General features: G+C 72.0%; 15 protein-coding genes and 1 pseudogene. 9 read left to right on the forward strand and 7 right to left on the reverse strand.

The genetic code is table 11. The features are described 5' to 3' along the window. Positions 1 to 87: 87 nt before the first annotated feature. Positions 88 to 286 (forward strand): annotated as a pseudogene (locus ACFVX9_RS01030) (IS5/IS1182 family transposase); the annotation flags it as partial. A 368-nt stretch (positions 287 to 654) separates the two neighbouring features. Then, positions 655 to 1,842, forward strand: a complete 1,188-nt coding sequence (locus ACFVX9_RS01035) for a hypothetical protein (RefSeq protein WP_380482940.1) — start codon at positions 655 to 657, stop codon at positions 1,840 to 1,842. A gap of 235 nt (positions 1,843 to 2,077) precedes the next feature. Here ACFVX9_RS01035 and ACFVX9_RS01040 read toward each other — a convergent pair whose 3' ends face one another. From ACFVX9_RS01040 to ACFVX9_RS01050, 3 genes are all read right to left on the reverse strand, one after another. Next, complete coding sequence (locus tag ACFVX9_RS01040) at positions 2,078 to 2,626, reverse strand: hypothetical protein (RefSeq protein ID WP_380482942.1); 549 nt, start codon at positions 2,624 to 2,626, stop codon at positions 2,078 to 2,080. A 448-nt stretch (positions 2,627 to 3,074) separates the two neighbouring features. Then, a complete protein-coding gene (locus ACFVX9_RS01045) occupies positions 3,075 to 3,797 on the reverse strand; it encodes a glycine-rich domain-containing protein (RefSeq protein ID WP_380482944.1) in 723 nt (240 codons plus the stop codon). Between the two features lie 589 nt (positions 3,798 to 4,386). After that, a complete protein-coding gene (locus tag ACFVX9_RS01050; RefSeq protein ID WP_387979745.1) occupies positions 4,387 to 4,797 on the reverse strand; it encodes a hypothetical protein in 411 nt (136 codons plus the stop codon). Positions 4,798 to 5,413: 616 nt separating this feature from the next. Between ACFVX9_RS01050 and ACFVX9_RS01055 the strand changes: the two genes are divergently transcribed. Further along, complete coding sequence (locus tag ACFVX9_RS01055; RefSeq protein ID WP_387979747.1) at positions 5,414 to 6,646, forward strand: hypothetical protein; 1,233 nt, start codon at positions 5,414 to 5,416, stop codon at positions 6,644 to 6,646. Positions 6,647 to 6,908: 262 nt separating this feature from the next. Here the strand turns inward: ACFVX9_RS01055 and ACFVX9_RS01060 are convergent, their stop codons facing one another. Then, positions 6,909 to 7,607 carry a glycine-rich domain-containing protein gene (locus ACFVX9_RS01060; protein WP_387979749.1) on the reverse strand — a complete coding sequence of 233 codons (699 nt, stop codon included), beginning with the start codon at positions 7,605 to 7,607 and terminating at the stop codon, positions 6,909 to 6,911. A 754-nt stretch (positions 7,608 to 8,361) separates the two neighbouring features. Here ACFVX9_RS01060 and ACFVX9_RS01065 point away from each other — a divergent pair. The 4 genes from ACFVX9_RS01065 to ACFVX9_RS01080 all read left to right on the forward strand — a co-directional run bounded on the left by ACFVX9_RS01065 (position 8,362) and on the right by ACFVX9_RS01080 (position 11,694). Then, positions 8,362 to 8,916 (forward strand): hypothetical protein, encoded by a 555-nt coding sequence (locus ACFVX9_RS01065; protein ID WP_387979751.1) that lies wholly within the window; start codon positions 8,362 to 8,364, stop codon positions 8,914 to 8,916. A gap of 363 nt (positions 8,917 to 9,279) precedes the next feature. Then, positions 9,280 to 9,726, forward strand: coding sequence for a transposase (locus tag ACFVX9_RS01070; protein ID WP_380482954.1), 447 nt, complete (start codon positions 9,280 to 9,282; stop codon positions 9,724 to 9,726). A gap of 445 nt (positions 9,727 to 10,171) precedes the next feature. Further along, entirely contained in the window at positions 10,172 to 10,393 is a 222-nt protein-coding gene (locus ACFVX9_RS01075) for a hypothetical protein (RefSeq protein ID WP_387979753.1), read from the forward strand. A 962-nt stretch (positions 10,394 to 11,355) separates the two neighbouring features. Next, positions 11,356 to 11,694, forward strand: a complete 339-nt coding sequence (locus ACFVX9_RS01080; RefSeq protein WP_387979755.1) for a hypothetical protein — start codon at positions 11,356 to 11,358, stop codon at positions 11,692 to 11,694. Positions 11,695 to 12,275: 581 nt separating this feature from the next. Here ACFVX9_RS01080 and ACFVX9_RS01085 read toward each other — a convergent pair. The 3 genes from ACFVX9_RS01085 to ACFVX9_RS01095 all read right to left on the reverse strand — a co-directional run bounded on the left by ACFVX9_RS01085 (position 12,276) and on the right by ACFVX9_RS01095 (position 14,108). Then, positions 12,276 to 12,587 carry a transposase family protein gene (locus tag ACFVX9_RS01085; RefSeq protein ID WP_380482961.1) on the reverse strand — a complete coding sequence of 104 codons (312 nt, stop codon included), beginning with the start codon at positions 12,585 to 12,587 and terminating at the stop codon, positions 12,276 to 12,278. A 285-nt stretch (positions 12,588 to 12,872) separates the two neighbouring features. Then, positions 12,873 to 13,265: a hypothetical protein gene (locus ACFVX9_RS01090; protein ID WP_380482963.1), complete on the reverse strand. Its 393-nt coding sequence runs from the start codon at positions 13,263 to 13,265 to the stop codon at positions 12,873 to 12,875. Positions 13,266 to 13,817: 552 nt separating this feature from the next. Continuing rightward, a complete protein-coding gene (locus tag ACFVX9_RS01095; RefSeq protein WP_380482965.1) occupies positions 13,818 to 14,108 on the reverse strand; it encodes a hypothetical protein in 291 nt (96 codons plus the stop codon). Between the two features lie 271 nt (positions 14,109 to 14,379). On the opposite strand from ACFVX9_RS01095, the gene ACFVX9_RS01100 reads away from it, so the two are divergent. Together ACFVX9_RS01100 and ACFVX9_RS01105 are read left to right on the forward strand one after the other, a co-directional pair. Continuing rightward, positions 14,380 to 14,778, forward strand: a complete 399-nt coding sequence (locus tag ACFVX9_RS01100; protein WP_387979758.1) for a hypothetical protein — start codon at positions 14,380 to 14,382, stop codon at positions 14,776 to 14,778. Positions 14,779 to 14,852: 74 nt separating this feature from the next. Beyond that, complete coding sequence (locus tag ACFVX9_RS01105; protein ID WP_387979760.1) at positions 14,853 to 15,413, forward strand: hypothetical protein; 561 nt, start codon at positions 14,853 to 14,855, stop codon at positions 15,411 to 15,413. Positions 15,414 to 15,944: the final 531 nt, after the last annotated feature.

Genomic DNA, 15,944 nt, shown 5'->3' on the forward strand with positions numbered 1-15,944 from the left:
GCCGTGTTCGGTGGCAGACCCGGCACACGCCTGTCAGCACGTCGGCTCGGCCCGGCGTTCGGCCTCGGTGGCCTGGAAACGGTAGGGACCGTGAAGACGGTCAGCAGCCCCAAGAGCGCTGTCGGGTTCGTCATCCTGCCCAGTCGCTGGGTCGTGGAGCGAGTGGATCATGCACGCCCGCCGCCACGCCAGGGACCACGAAAGGCTGATCCAGCACGTTGAATCCTTGATCACATCGGCGGCGATCACGCGGATGACCCGGTGCCTTACCCGCAAGCAGCCCAGCCGGACGACCCGCCTGACGCCGACCCGGGCGAAGGAAGCGGCGTGATCACTCCAGCCCGGTGGCCACCGGGCTGATCATGACCGCGCACGGCAGTGGCTCCAGGGTCGTCAATCCGCCCGCTTGTGGACCGGCGGCCCTCCCCGGCAACTGGGGAGGCGCACGTCGTGACGGGCATCCAGGGGGCGGCCCGGCGTCGTGGAGCCGCGCGGATCGGACACCGTTTGCGGGCGCGACTGCGGCGGTTAGTGCGTATGCGCGGCATCAGTAGCGGCACGAACGAGCCTGTTGAACGCTGAGGCGGGGCTGATTCGTGCCGGCTGGCGCGGGTTCTCCCCGGCATCTTCTCCCCTTCATGAAAGGACGTTGACGTGACTGAACGAGGTACAGGACCGGCGCGGTTGCGGCGGGCGGCGGTGGGCACCCCGATGGTGCTGGGTGCACTGGTGATGCTGGCGGGTGCCTTCCCGGCCCCGGCCGCCGCCTCTGAGGAGCCGGCGCGGGCGGTGAAGGTCTCCGGGCAGAAGGAGTTCACCACGCCGGGCAACACCGGTTTCTACGTCCCGGCAGGGGTGACGTCGCTGACGGTCTACGTGCTGGCGGGTGGTGGCCCGGGGGGTGTCGCCGCCGGTGGTGGGGGCGGTGGCGGCGGCGGCGGTGGCGGGAGCTTCACGCTGGGGCCCGCCGGTGGTGGCGGTGGTGGAGGCGGAGCCGGTGGCGCGGGTGGTGGCGCGGGTGGTGGCGGCGGCAGTGGCTCATTCGTGTCCTGCACGCTCACCGTGAAGCCGGGAGAACCGGTCTACGTCACCGTCGGCAGGCCGGGAAGCATCCTCAGCGGGGGAACCGGCGGCGGTGCGGGGTCCGGTGGCAGGGCGGACAGCCTGTTCGAGCCCGGCCGCGACGGTTCTCCGGGCGGGGCGGGAACCAGAGACTTCACCAACAACAACAACGGCGGGCAGTCGGTGGTCTACGCCGCGACGAGCAAGGGGAGGGCGCAGGCCTTCGGCGGTGCTGTGGGCGGCTCCGGTGGTGGAGGTGCGGGCGGCGGCGAGGGCCTGCGCGGTGAGCGGGCCGAACTCAGCACCGGCGGCGTCGGCGGGGCCGGCGGCACGCCGGCAGCGGGAGGCAGCGGCGGCGGCGGAGCAGCCGGCGGCCTCGCCTCAGCCTGCACGGGGGCCGATCCCGTCCTGCTCTCGGGGAACACGGGAAACCAGGGCGGCGCCGGGGCCTCCAGCATTTCGGCCAGAGCGGGCGGCACCGGCAGCGGCGGCAGGGTGGGCGACGGCGGCCAGCCGACCACCGGTGGAACCGGTGGCACGGGCGGGTCGGGCGGCGCGGCCCCCACGCCCCCGGCCTCCCTGCCGGTCACCCTGCCCCCGGGCGCCGGACAGGGCGGAACCGGAGCAACCGGCGGCGCGGGAGGCGCCGGGGGTGCGGGAGGCCACGGTGGTGCTCCCGACCCCAGCCCCGGCAGCCAGGCCGGCACCGCGGGCACCGCCGGCACCGCTCCCGCAGCCAGTGGCAACGGCGGCCCCGGCTACATCCTGGTCACCTGGTGACAGGCCACACGACCGTGTAGGTGTTGGTGTGGCCGCCGGCCGCCCCAACACCGTCTCCAGCTGCCGTCCGGTCCGCTCTCCGGGATCGGGCTGACAGGCAGCCGCGAGAGGAGTGCAGATGGCGAGAGCCGGCCCGACGGTGGCAGGAACACCATCACGGGGTATTGCCTGTGCCCGCCCCGGCCACCGGACCAGAGCCTCGTCGCAGAGGCCGGGGAGAGCCCGCGCGCCGGGGTCAGAAGTGGGTGGCGATGAAGGTGACGCCGCCGGTGGTGCTGGTGACGCCCTGCCCGTCCACGCAGCCCAGGGGGTTGTCGGGGATCAGTTCCAGGGTGACCTCGATGCTGTCGCCGGCGAACTTGCCGGAGGTGAAGGTACCGGTGGCCACCGCGACCGGGGCGGCCAGGCCCCCGCCGACGTCGATGGTGGAGGAGACGGTGAAGGTGCTGGTGTCCTTGCCGTCCCAGAGCGCGTTGCCGGAGGCGGTGAACGATCCGACCAGGCAGCTGAGGCTGCCCGCCCCGGTACCGCTGAAGCTGACGGTGTGAACGGAGAGGTCGCTGAAGACACAGGAGGTGGAGCTACCGGTGAAGGAGAGGCCGATCTGCTGGGTCTGATCGGTGATCCCCGGGGTGTAGGAGACGGCGTTCGTGCCTGTCAGGCAGCTCGCGTCCAGCACGGCGGCGGAAGCCTGCGGAGCGGCCGGAAGCCACACACCGGCGGTGATCACCGTGACGGCCAGGGCACGGACGGCCAGGCGGCGCAGAAACGGGATACGTGACATGCGGAGGATCCTTGTCTGTGATGGGGGCGGGCTCTTGGCCCGTTGGGTAGGACGGGCCCAGGGCCCGTCCCGGAACTGTTCGACTGGCTGTGTCGCTCGCTCCGTGAGCCGGAGCAGGTGCCGTGGGCCCGTCAGGTGGCCCTTGGCGGGCGCCCGTGCGTACCCGACGAAGCTGCCGTCGGGTACGGGGCGTGCGGGGGTCGCCGGCGTCGTTCGGTGGTCGACCTCTGGGGGCGTACAGGAATGTAGCTGGTCGGAGTCGGGGCATCCGCGGAGCTCTGACACTGCTTCTCACGTACGGTCCGGGGCCGGTGCGGCCGCGCGAGCCGTGCGCATCGCTGTTGCGCGTCAACGGGTCGACCACCCGGCACCGGGCGGTGACCGTCCGGCATCCGGCTGCCGGGACGGCGTCGAGCACCGTCCCGGCTCATCCTGTGCGGCCGAACGGCTAGAACGACCAGTGGACGATCGCGTACCCCGGGCTTCCCCCCTCGCCTGGGGCATTGCCGTTGTAGGAGCTGGAAGTGCCGCCCGCTCCACCGGTCGCCGCGTCGCCCGGGTTGGAACTTCCGATGTTCGCGGGCAGACCGCCCGTGCCGCCCGGTGATTCGACGTCGGGGAAGCTCACTGGGGCCGTGCTGCTGCCTCCGCCACCACCGGGGCGTACGAAGCCGCCCCCGCCCAGAGCCGTCTCGGCGGGCGCGGTACCGCCGCCCCCTGCGCCACCGCCGGCGTAACCGGGGTTCGGGTTTGGCGCGCCGCCCGCACCGCCGCCCGCGGCGGTCGCCAGCACCGTCGATCCGATCGCGACGGCGCTATTGGTGCCGGCCGTGCCCGCGGTACCGAGCGCGCCGACCGCACCACCAGCACCGCCCGCACCGCCGCCACCGATAGTGATGGTGACCTCCTGCAAGGGGAGCACGTCGATCGCGCCATGGACGTATCCACCGGCTCCACCGCCGCCACCCCCGATCCTGTAGGTGGCAGACGAGGCGCCCGCACCGCCGCCTCCTCCTCCCCAGATGTCGATCGTCAGACCGGTCACACCGACAGGGACGGTAAGGGTGGCGCTCTGGGTGAACTCGCGCACACCGGTAGTGGCGTGGGCGGGGGCGGTGCCGGTGGCGACGGTGGTGGCGCAGACGGCCAGCACGGTGGCACAGGCGGCCATCGGGGCTCTGCTCCACCGGCGTCGTGCCGGGGCCGGGACGGATATCATCGAGGTGTTCCTCCGTATCGCTTCGCGGCCGCACACCACCGGGCTACCGGGCCGGGGCAGGTGGCGCCCAGCCGGCCGGGGCGATGGCGGACTGTCAGACCTCTGTGGGAAGTGCACGCACCATCTTTCGCGTGCCCGAGGAAACGCGCAGTCGGTGCTACGCCGAACGGCCCGGCCCGCGACACCGGCCCGCCCCTCCCGGCAGACAGCCGGACGCGTACTTCCACAGGGCAGGTCTCTTCAGCCCCGTTCCCGACGGACTGGCCCGGCACCGCGGCCGCTCCGGGTTCCCGCCGGTCCCAGGAGGCTGTGCTGCGTGGTGCGCCAGGGGTGATCCACCGGGGTCGTCCAAGTCCGGTCGCACCAAAGGCCGGTTCCCGGCCGGCCGGGCGCGGCGTCCGGACCGCCGGCGCCGTCCCGGAGGTCGCGGGTATCCCCGCCCGGCTGCTCGGCTATCGTCCCGTCCGCCTCCACTCCGAACACGTCGAAACGGTCCGCCGGTTGAACGGGCGGACCGTCACGAAAGATCGGGCCTACGTCATCACGGAACAGTCACTCCGAGAAGTTCAAGGAAATTAGCGGCAGAGGACGACGGTTCCAGGTCAGCGCTTTCACCGGGCTGGAGGGTGGCCTGCGTGGTTCGGACGGAGCGGGCTCCACCGGTATTCCGGGAGGACAGGGACAGCGTCACCGGCTCTGTGCTGAGCGCGCTGTTCGTGCAGTGCAGCAAGGTCGTCCCGTCGGGGATCGCTTCCGTCTCCTCTTCGTCCAGGGGGGTGAGGACGGCCAGGTTGTCGCCGGTCATCTGACCGCCGGCGCCGCGGTCGACACAACTGACCACGGCTTCTCCCGGCGCCAGCGAGCGGGGGGCGGCACCGGCAGCAGGAGCGAGCAGGACGATGGAACCGGCGGCTGCCACACCGACCACGGTGAGCTTCACATTCACACGCATGCAGAAAGTCCTTCGATCGCAACGACAGGCCACGACTTGCAGCGCACACCGCGGCCGGGCCCGCTGCACCACCCATCGCACACCGCCCCAGGGCACCGCGCGCCCCGTGCTGCTCCATCCGGTTCGCGCAGTCGCCGGTGGCGTGCCGGAAGCGGGGGAGCCGGTGGCCGGAGGGAACCCGAGGCGACCTCTCGCCATCCGCGACGAGCCCAGTGCGCGGGGCGTGCGGCGTCTTCCTCCGGATCCCGGTGGCTTCGCGACGGCCCGCCGGATTCCCTCGTACTCCAGCGCATGGGCCGGATCCGCGGCCTCCACGGAGGCGCCACCGCCGAGAGCGTCTCGGACACCGGCGGCCTCACCGGGACCGGCCCGGAGCTGTGCCCGATCGGGGACGGCACCGTCTCAGGAGCCGGCGGCCCGTCACTCTCACCCCGACCTCACGGTGACCGGACGCCCGACGCGGCCGGCCGCCGCCCGGTGCCGGCGGCCGTCCGCCAGCTCACCTGCGAGTACCGGGTGCCGCTTGGCCGCATCGTCACGGACCGTGAAGCATCAGGTGCACAAGTCGCGCCGCTCTGTAGCGGGGCCAATACGATGCGTGCAGGAGGTGGTGATTGTGAACAGGGCAACGACGAGGTCGCGGCCGGCTGTCAAGGCGTTCGTGCTCGCTGCGGCGAGTGCGCTCGCCTGCTCCATGGTCACGGGAGCCGCCGCGCGGCCGGCCGGTGCCGTTGCCGCGACCGGGGTCCGGGCGCCCGGCGCGCAGGTGGCATTCTGGGCGGGCCAGGACGTGCAGCCCTGTGTGGCGGCGGATCCGCTGACCTGTCCACGGGACCTCAGCGCGTTCACCGACACGGTGTGGAACACGCTGGCGACCGGCAACAGCCCGCTCTACCTCGACCTGATCTACGGCTCGGACTTCGGCCCCGCGCTGCCGGGGGAGAACCAGCGCACCGACGGACTCGCTCTCGTCCGGCAGGCCAACGCCCGGGGTGTCCCGGTCAGTGCCTGGATCACCATGCCGTTGTCGGAGGGCACCTTCGACACCTCGCAGAACGCCGCCCTCGTCCGGGACGCCGTCGAGGCCTTCCACAACTGGTCGACGGCGAACAGCCTGCAGTTCACCCAGGCCGTGCTGGATCTGGAGTCCCCGATCGGCGACCAGGCGGTGGCCCAGGCGCTGACCGGCGGTGACCTGACCGGCTTCGACGCCCTGCTGACCGCCGACAGCCTCAACCCCGCCACACAGTGCGCCGCGATCCGCACCTATGCCGACACCATCGCCTGGGCGCACCAGAACGGCATGCGGATCGCGGGCTCGCCGGTGCCCTACGCGCTGGACGACCTCGAGAACGCCAGCATCGCGCTGCAGGCCGCGCTCAACATCACGGCGTTCCCGCCCCCGGGATACGACCAGTACTTCGTGCAGGCCTACCGCGCCTTCGGCATCGACCTGGGATCGGGCTACGTGGCGTCCTACTTCACCGACATGCAGAACCGCTTCGGCGCCGCAGGACAGGTCTCCATCGGCAACACCGGGGTCCCGCCGTACAACAACCTGAACACCGTGGTCGACGACGTCAGGATGCTCGCCGGGCTCGGCGCCTCCACGATCCCGGTCTTCGACCTGGAAAGCACCGTGCAGGCCTTCGGCGCCGACGGCGTGCAGTCCGTCATCCAAGCGGGACACGACCCGATGACCGGCAGCCAACTCACCGCGGCCACCAAGATGACCACAACCGGCACCGCGGCACGCGCTCTCTACCGCACCCTCGACGCGGCCGCCACCACCGCAACCCCCCTCCTCACCGGGCAACAGCCCAACCCCTACCCGGGGGCCTGCACGTAGACCGGCACCGCCACCGTCGGAGGCAGTCGAGACGGGGCACCGCCGTCACGAGGGCCAGGACGGCCGGGCCGTGCGGCGACCCGGACAGGTGGTCAGCTGTGGTCGTCTGCCTGGCGGTGCGGTGAGTGCCTGACACTGTCGGGGATTCCCCGACAGCGTCAGGCACTCACACTCACGGCGCATCGCCCGGCGCGTCCCGCTTGCCGGCCCTTGGGTGCCGGGACGGCTTTGAGCACCGCGCCGGCTCGGCCTGGTCGGGCGGCTAGAACGACCAGTGGATGAGCGCGTATCCCGAGGCTCCCTCCTCGCCGGGCGAGTTGCCACCAAAACTGGAGTTGCCGCCCTGCCCACCGGTCGCCGCGTCGCCCGGGTTGGAGCTGCCGGTGTTCGCGGGCTGGCCGCCCCCGCCCCCCGGAGAGTTGCTGCTGGGGTAGCTGGCGGTGACCGCGTTGCCTCCACCACCACCGGGACGCACGAAGCCACCGCCGCCCAGGGCCGTCTCGGCGGGTGCGGTGCCGCTTCCCCCCGCGCCGCCGAAGGCGATCGCGCCGCCGATGTTTCCGTTCGACGGGCTGCCACCGCCGCCGCCTCGGGCGGTGGCCAGTACTGTCGTTCCGATCGCGATGGTGGTGCTGGTGCCGCTGGAGCCCGCGGTGTTGGCCGCGCCGCCCGCACCGCCGGCGCCGATGGTGATGGTGACCTGTTCCAGGGGGAGCACGTCGATCGCGCCGTGGACGTATCCGCCGGCTCCCCCGCCCCCACCACCGGTCACGGGCGCGGCGCCGCCGGCGCCGCCGCCACCACCACCCCAGGCGTCGATCAGCAGGCCGGTGGCACCGGCGGGGACGGTGAAGGTGGCGCTCTGGGTGAACTCGCGCACACCGGTGGTGGCGTGGGCGGGGGCGGTTCCGGTGGCGACGGTGGTGGCACAGACGGCCAGCACGGTGGCACAGGCAGCCATCGAGGCTCTGCTCCACCTGCGCCGTGCCGGGGCCGGGACGGATGTCATCGAGGTGTTCCTCCGTATCGCTTCGTGTCCGGGCGCCACCGGATCGCCAGCACACTGACAGGTCGCTCCCGTCGCGGCCGGATGATTCGGCGGCGCACCCTCAGACTTCGTGGGGATAGTGCACGCACCATTCCTCGCTCTCGAAGGGACCCACGCCGAGTACTACACCGGACGGGCCAACTACCTGTTCCGGTAGCGGGCGGAGCGCTTGCCAACGCCGCCGTCGCCAGTGCACTGGACCAGTGCGGTCGAGCCGACATGCCCGCCCGGAACGTGCTCCCGCTGATCGGGGGCCCTGCGGAGCCCGCCATCGTGGCCGGTGGCCAGGCTGCCACCCCCCTCATCAGGCATGACGAGCCCGGACGCACGTCACACGATCGTCGTAGCCGGCGTCTGCGAACTTCCGATCCGCGCGCCCTCCGCCGGTGGCACGTCCGTTCGGGTGGAAAGCGGAACGCCCCCGGCAGCCGGCTGCCAGCCTCCGGCCGTCTCTGTGCGAGCCTCAGCCTCAGTGGCACGGCGGATGGTGACGAACCATGCATCGCGCGTCCCGCCGCCCTCTTCACGAGGTTCCAGGCGAGGCCGTCCGAAGACGCCGAAGGCCGGTGGCCAGACCACGGCGGACCTCAGCCCCGCATGTGCATCCCGATCATCCCCGGACCAGAAAGGCCGAGCCATGATGCCCGCCTCCCGATCAGCTCTGTCCGTGGCCGCCGCTCTCACGGTGTTGTGCACCGCTGCGGCGCCGGCCGCCGATGCCGCACCCGCGGCGGCCACGGAGACCCTCACGTGCACGGTGAACGCCGCCGTCGCCTTCAGCCCGCCGCTGTCGGCCCAGGCCCCGCCGACCACCGTGACCATCGGGGGAACCGCGGGCACCTGCCTGGACTCGCAGACCGGCGACAGCACCATCGTCAGTGGAACCGTCAGCGCCACCCTCAAGTTCACCGCGCTCAGCTGCAACCCCGCGACACCCGCCGTACTCGCCCAGGGCTCCACGGCCGCCTTCACCTGGAACCTGAAAGACGGCGGCCAGGCCACCAGCACGCTCACCGGCATCGCCATCACCCAGGTCGACGGAGCCGGCACCCTCACCGCCACCGTCACCGACGGCTCGACACGCCTGGCCAGCGAGAAACTGACCGCCTTGCTGAACATCGACAGCGACCAGCCCATCCTGGACAACTGCATCGACGTCCTCCTCGGAACCGGCACGCCCATCACCAACTCCACCCTCACCGCCGAGACCGCCTTCGCCTGACAATGAGGATTGACCATGGCATCGCCCGGAGGTCTGACCCTTCGCCTGACTGACCCTTCGGTTGTCCTTGTGGGGAATCGTCGGCCGACCGGGCGACCGTCCGGCGCGTGGCCGGTCGGGCTTGCGTGACTTCGTAGTCAGCCGTTCACCTGCGGATGACGCCTCGCGGGCGTGAAAATCGGTCTGGGGGCTGTCCGCCGACACCGCACGATCTTTGGGCTGTTGAGCCCGCATAGGAGTCTGGTGAGGGGGCCGCCCGAGGGACCACGCACTGTCGTCTCGAGCACGCCGTTCAGCTTCTCCGCCTCCCTCTGGCCTACCGGACAGCCCCGTCCCAGAACTGCGTACGAGGGGAGGATGACCGTGGAGGAGACGAGGGAGGACCTGGCCGACGGGGCGGTGGCCCGGGTCGCGGCGATCGACATCGCCAAGGCGTCCGGGGTGGTGTGCATGCGGCTGCCGCACGAGGAGCGCGAAGGTCGGCGGGTCCAGGAGGTCTGGACGGTGGCGTCGACGACCAACGCGGTCCTGGAGCTCGGCGACCGGCTGCGGATCCACGGCGTTCAGCGGGTGGTGACGGAGGCGACCGACAGCTACTGGAAGACCTTCTTCTACCTGCTGGAGGCCCGGGGCTTGAAGTACTGGCTGGTCAACGCCCGCGAGGTGAAGAACGTCCCAGGGCGCCCGAAGACCGACCGGTTGGACGCCGTGTGGCTGGCCAAGCTCGCCGAGCGCGGCATGGTCCGCGCCTCGAACGACGAGGCCACGCCAAGGCGCTGGTCGCCGTCGCCCGCTCGATCCTCGTCATAGCCTGGCACCTCATCAACGACCCCGACGCCCGCTACCAGGACCACGGCGCGGACTGGCACCAACGCCACCTGAACACCGCCCGCAAGACCCGAGACCTCGTCCCGCCAGCTCCAAGCCCTCGGCCACCAGGTCACCCTCGCACCCACAGCCTGACCGACCTGCTCACGCGCTCGTCCGTTCCGCTCACGCGCAACGGACGCTGCCGCCTGCCCGGCTGAGGCTCGATTTTCCGTTCAGCATCCCCGCCTGGCAGAGCGACGGGCTCCCGGCTTCCCGAGGCACGAGTAGCTCTCGCTGCTGACCTACCGTCTTTGACAGGCAGGTCAGATTCCCTCCAAGAGCGGGGGTTCCGGAGGCCTGGGCCAGGCGGGGCTTCCCGTCCCGGCGGCGCGGGTAACTGCCCGGCGAGACGACCTGCATCACGTTCTGCTCGGGAGGCGGTACGGTGCGGGAAGCCGACGGTCTCGTCGGCGCGCCCGGCCAGGTCGGCGGTATGCCGACCGCCGCCGACGAAGGCGGCAACGGCAACACGGGCTGCGGAGGGGCCGGCAGATACGGCGGCAACGGCACCATGAGCAGCCAGGCCTCCGGGCAACCCGGCACCACCGGTACGGCAGGTAGCCCCGGAGCCCAAGGCGGCCCCGGCTACGTCCTGCTCACCTGGTGACAATACCAAGGCCAGCCATGCCCTCGGCCGTCTCCCGGTCCCGCCCGCCCAACCCCGCGGACGGGACCACAGCTGGAACAGCAGGTACCGCAACGCGTCCTTGAGTATCAGTCTCCGCCAGGTTGTCAGGCAAGGATCCGGCGGACCCCTTTCCCGGCCGGGACCTGCCCCACTGCGCACGCCCAGCAGCGAAAGACGGTGCGTGCCCACGGGCTGTCGATCGGACACCAGGGCCGTACAGCGGGGAGGACTTCCACTCGGCGGCGGAGCCAGGGGGCAGGAAGCGCGCATCCCTCCGGCTACCCGACCCGGTGGACCTTCGCAGTCGCAGCCTTCCTGGTCGGAGCACCAGAGACGGGTGGCGGTGAAGGTGACGCCGGCGGTGGTGCTGGTGACGCCTTGTCCGTTGACACAGCCCAGAGGGCTGTCGGGGATGAGTTCCAGGGTGACGGCGATGCTGTCGCCGGCGAGCTTGCCGGAGGTGAAAGTGCCGGTGGCCACCGCGACCGGGGCGACCGGGCCCCGCCGACGTCGATGGTGGAGGAGACGGTGAAGGTGCTGGTGTCCTTGCTGTCGTCGATCGCGGGCCGGAGGCGGTGGATGATCCGACCAGGCAGCTGGGAGCGCCCGCCCCGGTGCCGCTGAAGCTGACGGTGTGAACGGAGAGGCCGTTGAAGAGGCAGGTGGTGGAGTTGCCGGTGAAGGAGAGGTCGATCTGTTGGGCCTGATCGGTGACCCCGGGTGTAGGCGACGGTGTTCGCGCCGGTCGGGCAAAGGGCGCGCCCCTCAAGCCCCCAGGCCAACACCCAAGCCATAGCCTAGGGTGACAGTTAAGTGACCATATGTGCTGATCGTTTGGTCGGCATGCCACCCTGTGCACGGTTCAAGAATGGAGACCGCCGATGCCCTACCCCCCGCTCCGATACGTAGCCGTGGCCGCGGTTCTCACCCTGGCGCCGCTCATGGGCGCCACCACCGCCCACGCCGCAGCCGTTCGCCTGACCGCCCCCGCCTGCCAGAGCGACATCGCCACCGCACAAGTCGATATCGCCGCCGCAGAAGCCGCCAACACCGCCGGCGACGCGGGCACCGCTCTCACCGACGACAACAAGGTCACGGCGGACCTCACCGCTGCGGCAGGGGACTGCGCGAACGAACCCTTCCCGGTCCCGCAGGAAATCGCCGTCGCCCAAACCCTGAACGCCACCGTCACAGCATTGGACAATGTCGGCAACACCCGCGCCGCCGGCAGATCCCTCGCGATCCTCAAGAGCTTCGTCAACGACATCTTCGAACGATGACGAAAAGACCCCAGACCGGCAGCGGACCCGCCGTTCCCTCTCGCCCAACGAGGCCATGGCCCCCGGAAGACGACGCACCGGCCCGGTGAAGACCACAGCCCCACGCCATACCGGGCAACAGGCCATCCGGCAGCCACAGAGGAACGCCCCGGGTCGGGCGCCAGGACCACGACAGCACCGGACGGCTACTCACCAGCGGTACTACAGGTGCGGGGTGCCACTCTCGTGACAGCAGCCTCGGCTGCGCGCCCCCGCGCAAACCCCCGGCCCGGTCGAGAAAGCCGCCCAGCAGGCAGGTCGGCGGTGGTCTCGGCGACGGTCGAACGCGGGTTCTGGATCACTTTCCGTGCCAGAGCCACGGAGGGTCACCGGAGCCGCGATCATGAACTCGTCGATACCCAGGACGCGCGGCACCGCGCGCGCCGGATCCGGCAGGGCGCCTATCAGCCGCAGGAGCGTGGAACGGCTCACCGGGACCGCGAAGGTCTCGGCCAGACGGGAGCCGGCCTGGCCGGCCAGGGCCAGGGCGAGCTGCTGCAGCGCGGTCTGCAGACCCTGGCTCCGCCGCCCGTGACGGAAGGTCAGCCCCGCCGCCTGCTCGACGAACGTGGCCCGGGGCAAGCTCGTTCACGGCAGCGGAACCGGCGGACCCGTAACTCGACCACCACCCGACGCCCGCCCGCCGCACTGTCGTCCAACCGCCGCACGTAGCTGCTGTGCACCCGGGCGGGACGGTGGCGGCGCCCGGCCACGGGCGGGCGCCGCCGGCGACGGTTCGTGCCGTTCCTGTCGGCAGGGGATGCCGCGTACGAGGGGGGCGCCGTCCGCCCGTGTGATTGGCAGGCGTCGATCAAGCCCCGCTCCCGGTGGCGGCGCCCGACACGGGCGCACACGCCGAACCTCGATCGGCACCACGCGGTCAGGTGCCGATCGGATCCCCCACCGGCGGACCGTCAACGGAAAGTCGTCCACCCGTGGACGGCGACGCTGCCGCGCACCGCCGAGCTGCAGGGCCACGCCCCCAGCGGGCCCACGCAGGTTCGGGCCGAGGGGCCGGGCGGCTGCCGGCGGCGCGGCGGCCTGCGACGACCCGGCCCGGCCCTGCCCTGCCCGAACTCCCCGCCCGCTCTGCGACGAACTGCCGATCCGCCCGCCGGCGGGCGCTGGGCCCGCACGCCTCAGGATGCAGGACCGGCCGCCTGCTGGTGGGCCGTGCACGAGTTGTCGGTGATGTGCTTGTGGCCGTTCCCGTTGGACGGGAGGTCGAGGTCCAGCCCGTCGGCGAGCAGTTCGGGCGCGGTGACGCCCACCGGGACGAGGCCGATCAACGACTGCGCGGTGAGGTTCTTGCCGAGATTCTGGCCGAGGCACCCGAGGTTCGGACTCACGTTCACATCGTTGAGGGCGTTGACCGGGATCAGCCCGAACGGGCCGACCTCGCCGGCGCGGCTGCCGGAGTGCCGGGACTGCCCTTCGTCGGCCGGCAGGGCAGAGGCGGCGGCAGTGGTGCCGATCTGCGCGGTGAGCGCGAAGCCGAAAGCGGCGAGTGCGGCAATGGCGCGGGAGCGCATGGAGACCTCCTGAACGCGGGGGGCCCTCCCCCGCTGCAGGCATGGTCGGCGCTGCTCCACTGCCGGGCACGGCGTGTCACCCGGCGGAGGGCAGGTCGACCTGAGCCGTACGGCCCCTCACCGCCGACGGCTCCGGCCGGACGACGGGTCAGCTGCTGCGCAGGGGTGAGCAGCGGGCTACCTCAACGTCAACGACCTCAGGACCAAGCCAGGCCGGCAAGCGCTCCGGCGCGTCGGCACCCAGGCCGGCGAGGCAGCCCTCCACCGCGGCAGCGTCGAGGGTGAGGTAGGCCGACGTCAGATCCGCGGCCCGCCACAAGGCGGCGGGCGTCTCCCGGTCCCCGACATCCGTCACACCCCCGGTTCCACCGGCCGGCCCCAGCACCGGCAGGACCTTCTGCCGAATGCACCCCACGAGACCAACACCGACCGACACCGGAGCCCGGCCCGGACCGGTGTCCGCGTCGATGGGCACTTTCGGGCCAGGACAGAACGCGGCCCTTCCTCGACCCAAGCCGGCCGAAGGCGAGGGCCCCTCGTCGTGAGTGGCGGTCACCAGGCCTGGTTGACATGGCCCTTGAGGGGCCAGTCGGTGGGCGGGATCGGAGCCTGGCCAAAGGCGTCGCGGACGGCTTCGTCCAGGGCACAGGCGCCGCACACCCGGATGTGGCCGTCGTGGGTAACCCGCGAGGCGGCACCGCGGGCGCCGGTGCGGGGGGCGCCGGTGGTGTCGGGGTCGAGGAGCGGGGCCCGCTCGACGGCGAGCAGCGGTGTTCCCGGACGTGGAGCGCCGGGAACGGGCCAGGTCGCGCCGGGCGGGCCCCGGGAGGCCCGACCGCGCATCGACCGCCCGCGTACCGGCGGGCCGTCGCCCCGACCGAGGCACCGCCGCCGGGCCCCGCAGCGTCCTCGCTCATCGGTCGTGCGGGTGAACCTGCGGCCCCGTACGTGTCCCGTGCCTCCTGCGACGTTTCCGGTATGGGAGAACCGTGCGTGGCCGTCCTGTCCGGAGGGCCCGAGCAGGCCGCCGGACGGGCCGGTGCGGGCACCCGCCAGGCCCGGCCGCCCACGGCCCGACTCCCGCAACCCCCTCCACGACCGAAGGTGAACCCCCGTGCCCCGTACCGCCCGCCCCAACCGGACGGCACTCGCCCTCGCCGCCCTCGCCCTGGCCCTGGCCTGCGGACCCGCCACCGCCCACGCCGCCCCCGCGGAGGAGGACGTCGTCTTCGACTGCTTCACCATGGTCGAGGACGACGGCCTCGCCGAGGCGTCCGCCTGCCTGGACGGCCCCGCCGACTACACCGGCCCCGCCACCGTCCACTCCTTCTACACCGGCCAGAGCTGGACCTGCGAAAGCGTCCAGAGCACCGTGGCCGCCGACCAGGACGACCCCGAGATCACCGACATCACCACGTCGGGCTGCACCCCGCTGCCCGCCGGACCCGCCGCCGTCGACCCCGGCGAGGACGACAACCCCGGCGACGACGGCGCCCAGCACGCCACCACCTGAGCACACCGGGCCCGGCCGCGGAAACCCCCGCACCCGCACCGAAATCCGCACCCCGCACACACCAGGAGACACCCGTGTTCGCCCCGCCCCGCCTGTCCGCCCTTCTCGGCGCCGCCGCCGCAGCCGCGCTGCTCGCCGCCCCGGCCGCCTCCCCTGCGGCCGCCTCCCCTGCGGCCGCCGCCACCCAGCCGCGGGCCGCCTACCCCGACCAGGTCAAGGCCGGCATGTACTGCTCGAAGTGGCTCCAGAAGTACGGCCCGCAGAAGCGCACCTACGTCGAGATCCGCACCTGTCTCAAGGTCCGCGACAACGGCACCTGGGGCCTGATCACCGACACCCGGAAGAGCATGTCCAAGGACTATGCCGGCATCTGGTACGCGGCCTCCCGGGACGAGGTGGCGACTTGGAACGTCGAAGGGCGCGTGACCTGGTACGCCGGCGGCACCAACCCCTCCGTGGATTACCACCAGGGCCTGCGCCAGGAGAAGGGGTCCGGCTGGCAGGAGAGCATGTTCACGGAGCAGCTGCGCTGCGGCGGCACCACCGTGGACCGCAACTTCGGTCAGCTCGGCCCCTCCTACAGCGACGCCATCCGCTCCGTCACGAGCTTCAACATCGAGACCGACTGCCGCTGACACCACCGGCGACCCGGGCCCGGACACACCCGCCCCGCAGGTACCGCGGGCAGGCCGTGTCCGGGCCACAGCCGCACAGCCCTTCTCCGAACCGGACGCCCCGGCACGCACCGCCAGCCACCGGCCCGGCCGCCACCGTGACACCCCACACGCCCTGAGGACCAGGGTGGTGCCCCAGATGTCGCCGGTGCAGAAGTGCCATGTTCCGTCCGGCCGCCGGACGCACTGAGCCTCCGGCCGCGCCGGGGAAGCCACGTACGGGATGTACGCGCTCCTGGCAGCCCGACCTCGCCGTAGCTTGCCGTCGCATCCGCCACGGCCATACCCCTGTGCGGGGAATTGATCTTGTGGCATCCGGGAACGGCCACGCCGCAGCCTGGAGACAGCCGCAGGTCAGCGGATTGTGTCGGTTGGCCGCTCAGCCGTCAGATTCCACACCCGAAGGGCTTCCCTACTCCCTGTCGGCCGCGGCCCCGGCGGCGTACGTGTGGACCGGGTGCCCGGCCCCGCGGCTGCTCTGGATCTTCTGTC

It is taken from the genome of Kitasatospora sp. NPDC058243 (genome assembly GCF_042882025.1).
In the GTDB taxonomy this organism is placed as follows: Bacteria; Actinomycetota; Actinomycetes; order Streptomycetales; family Streptomycetaceae; genus Kitasatospora.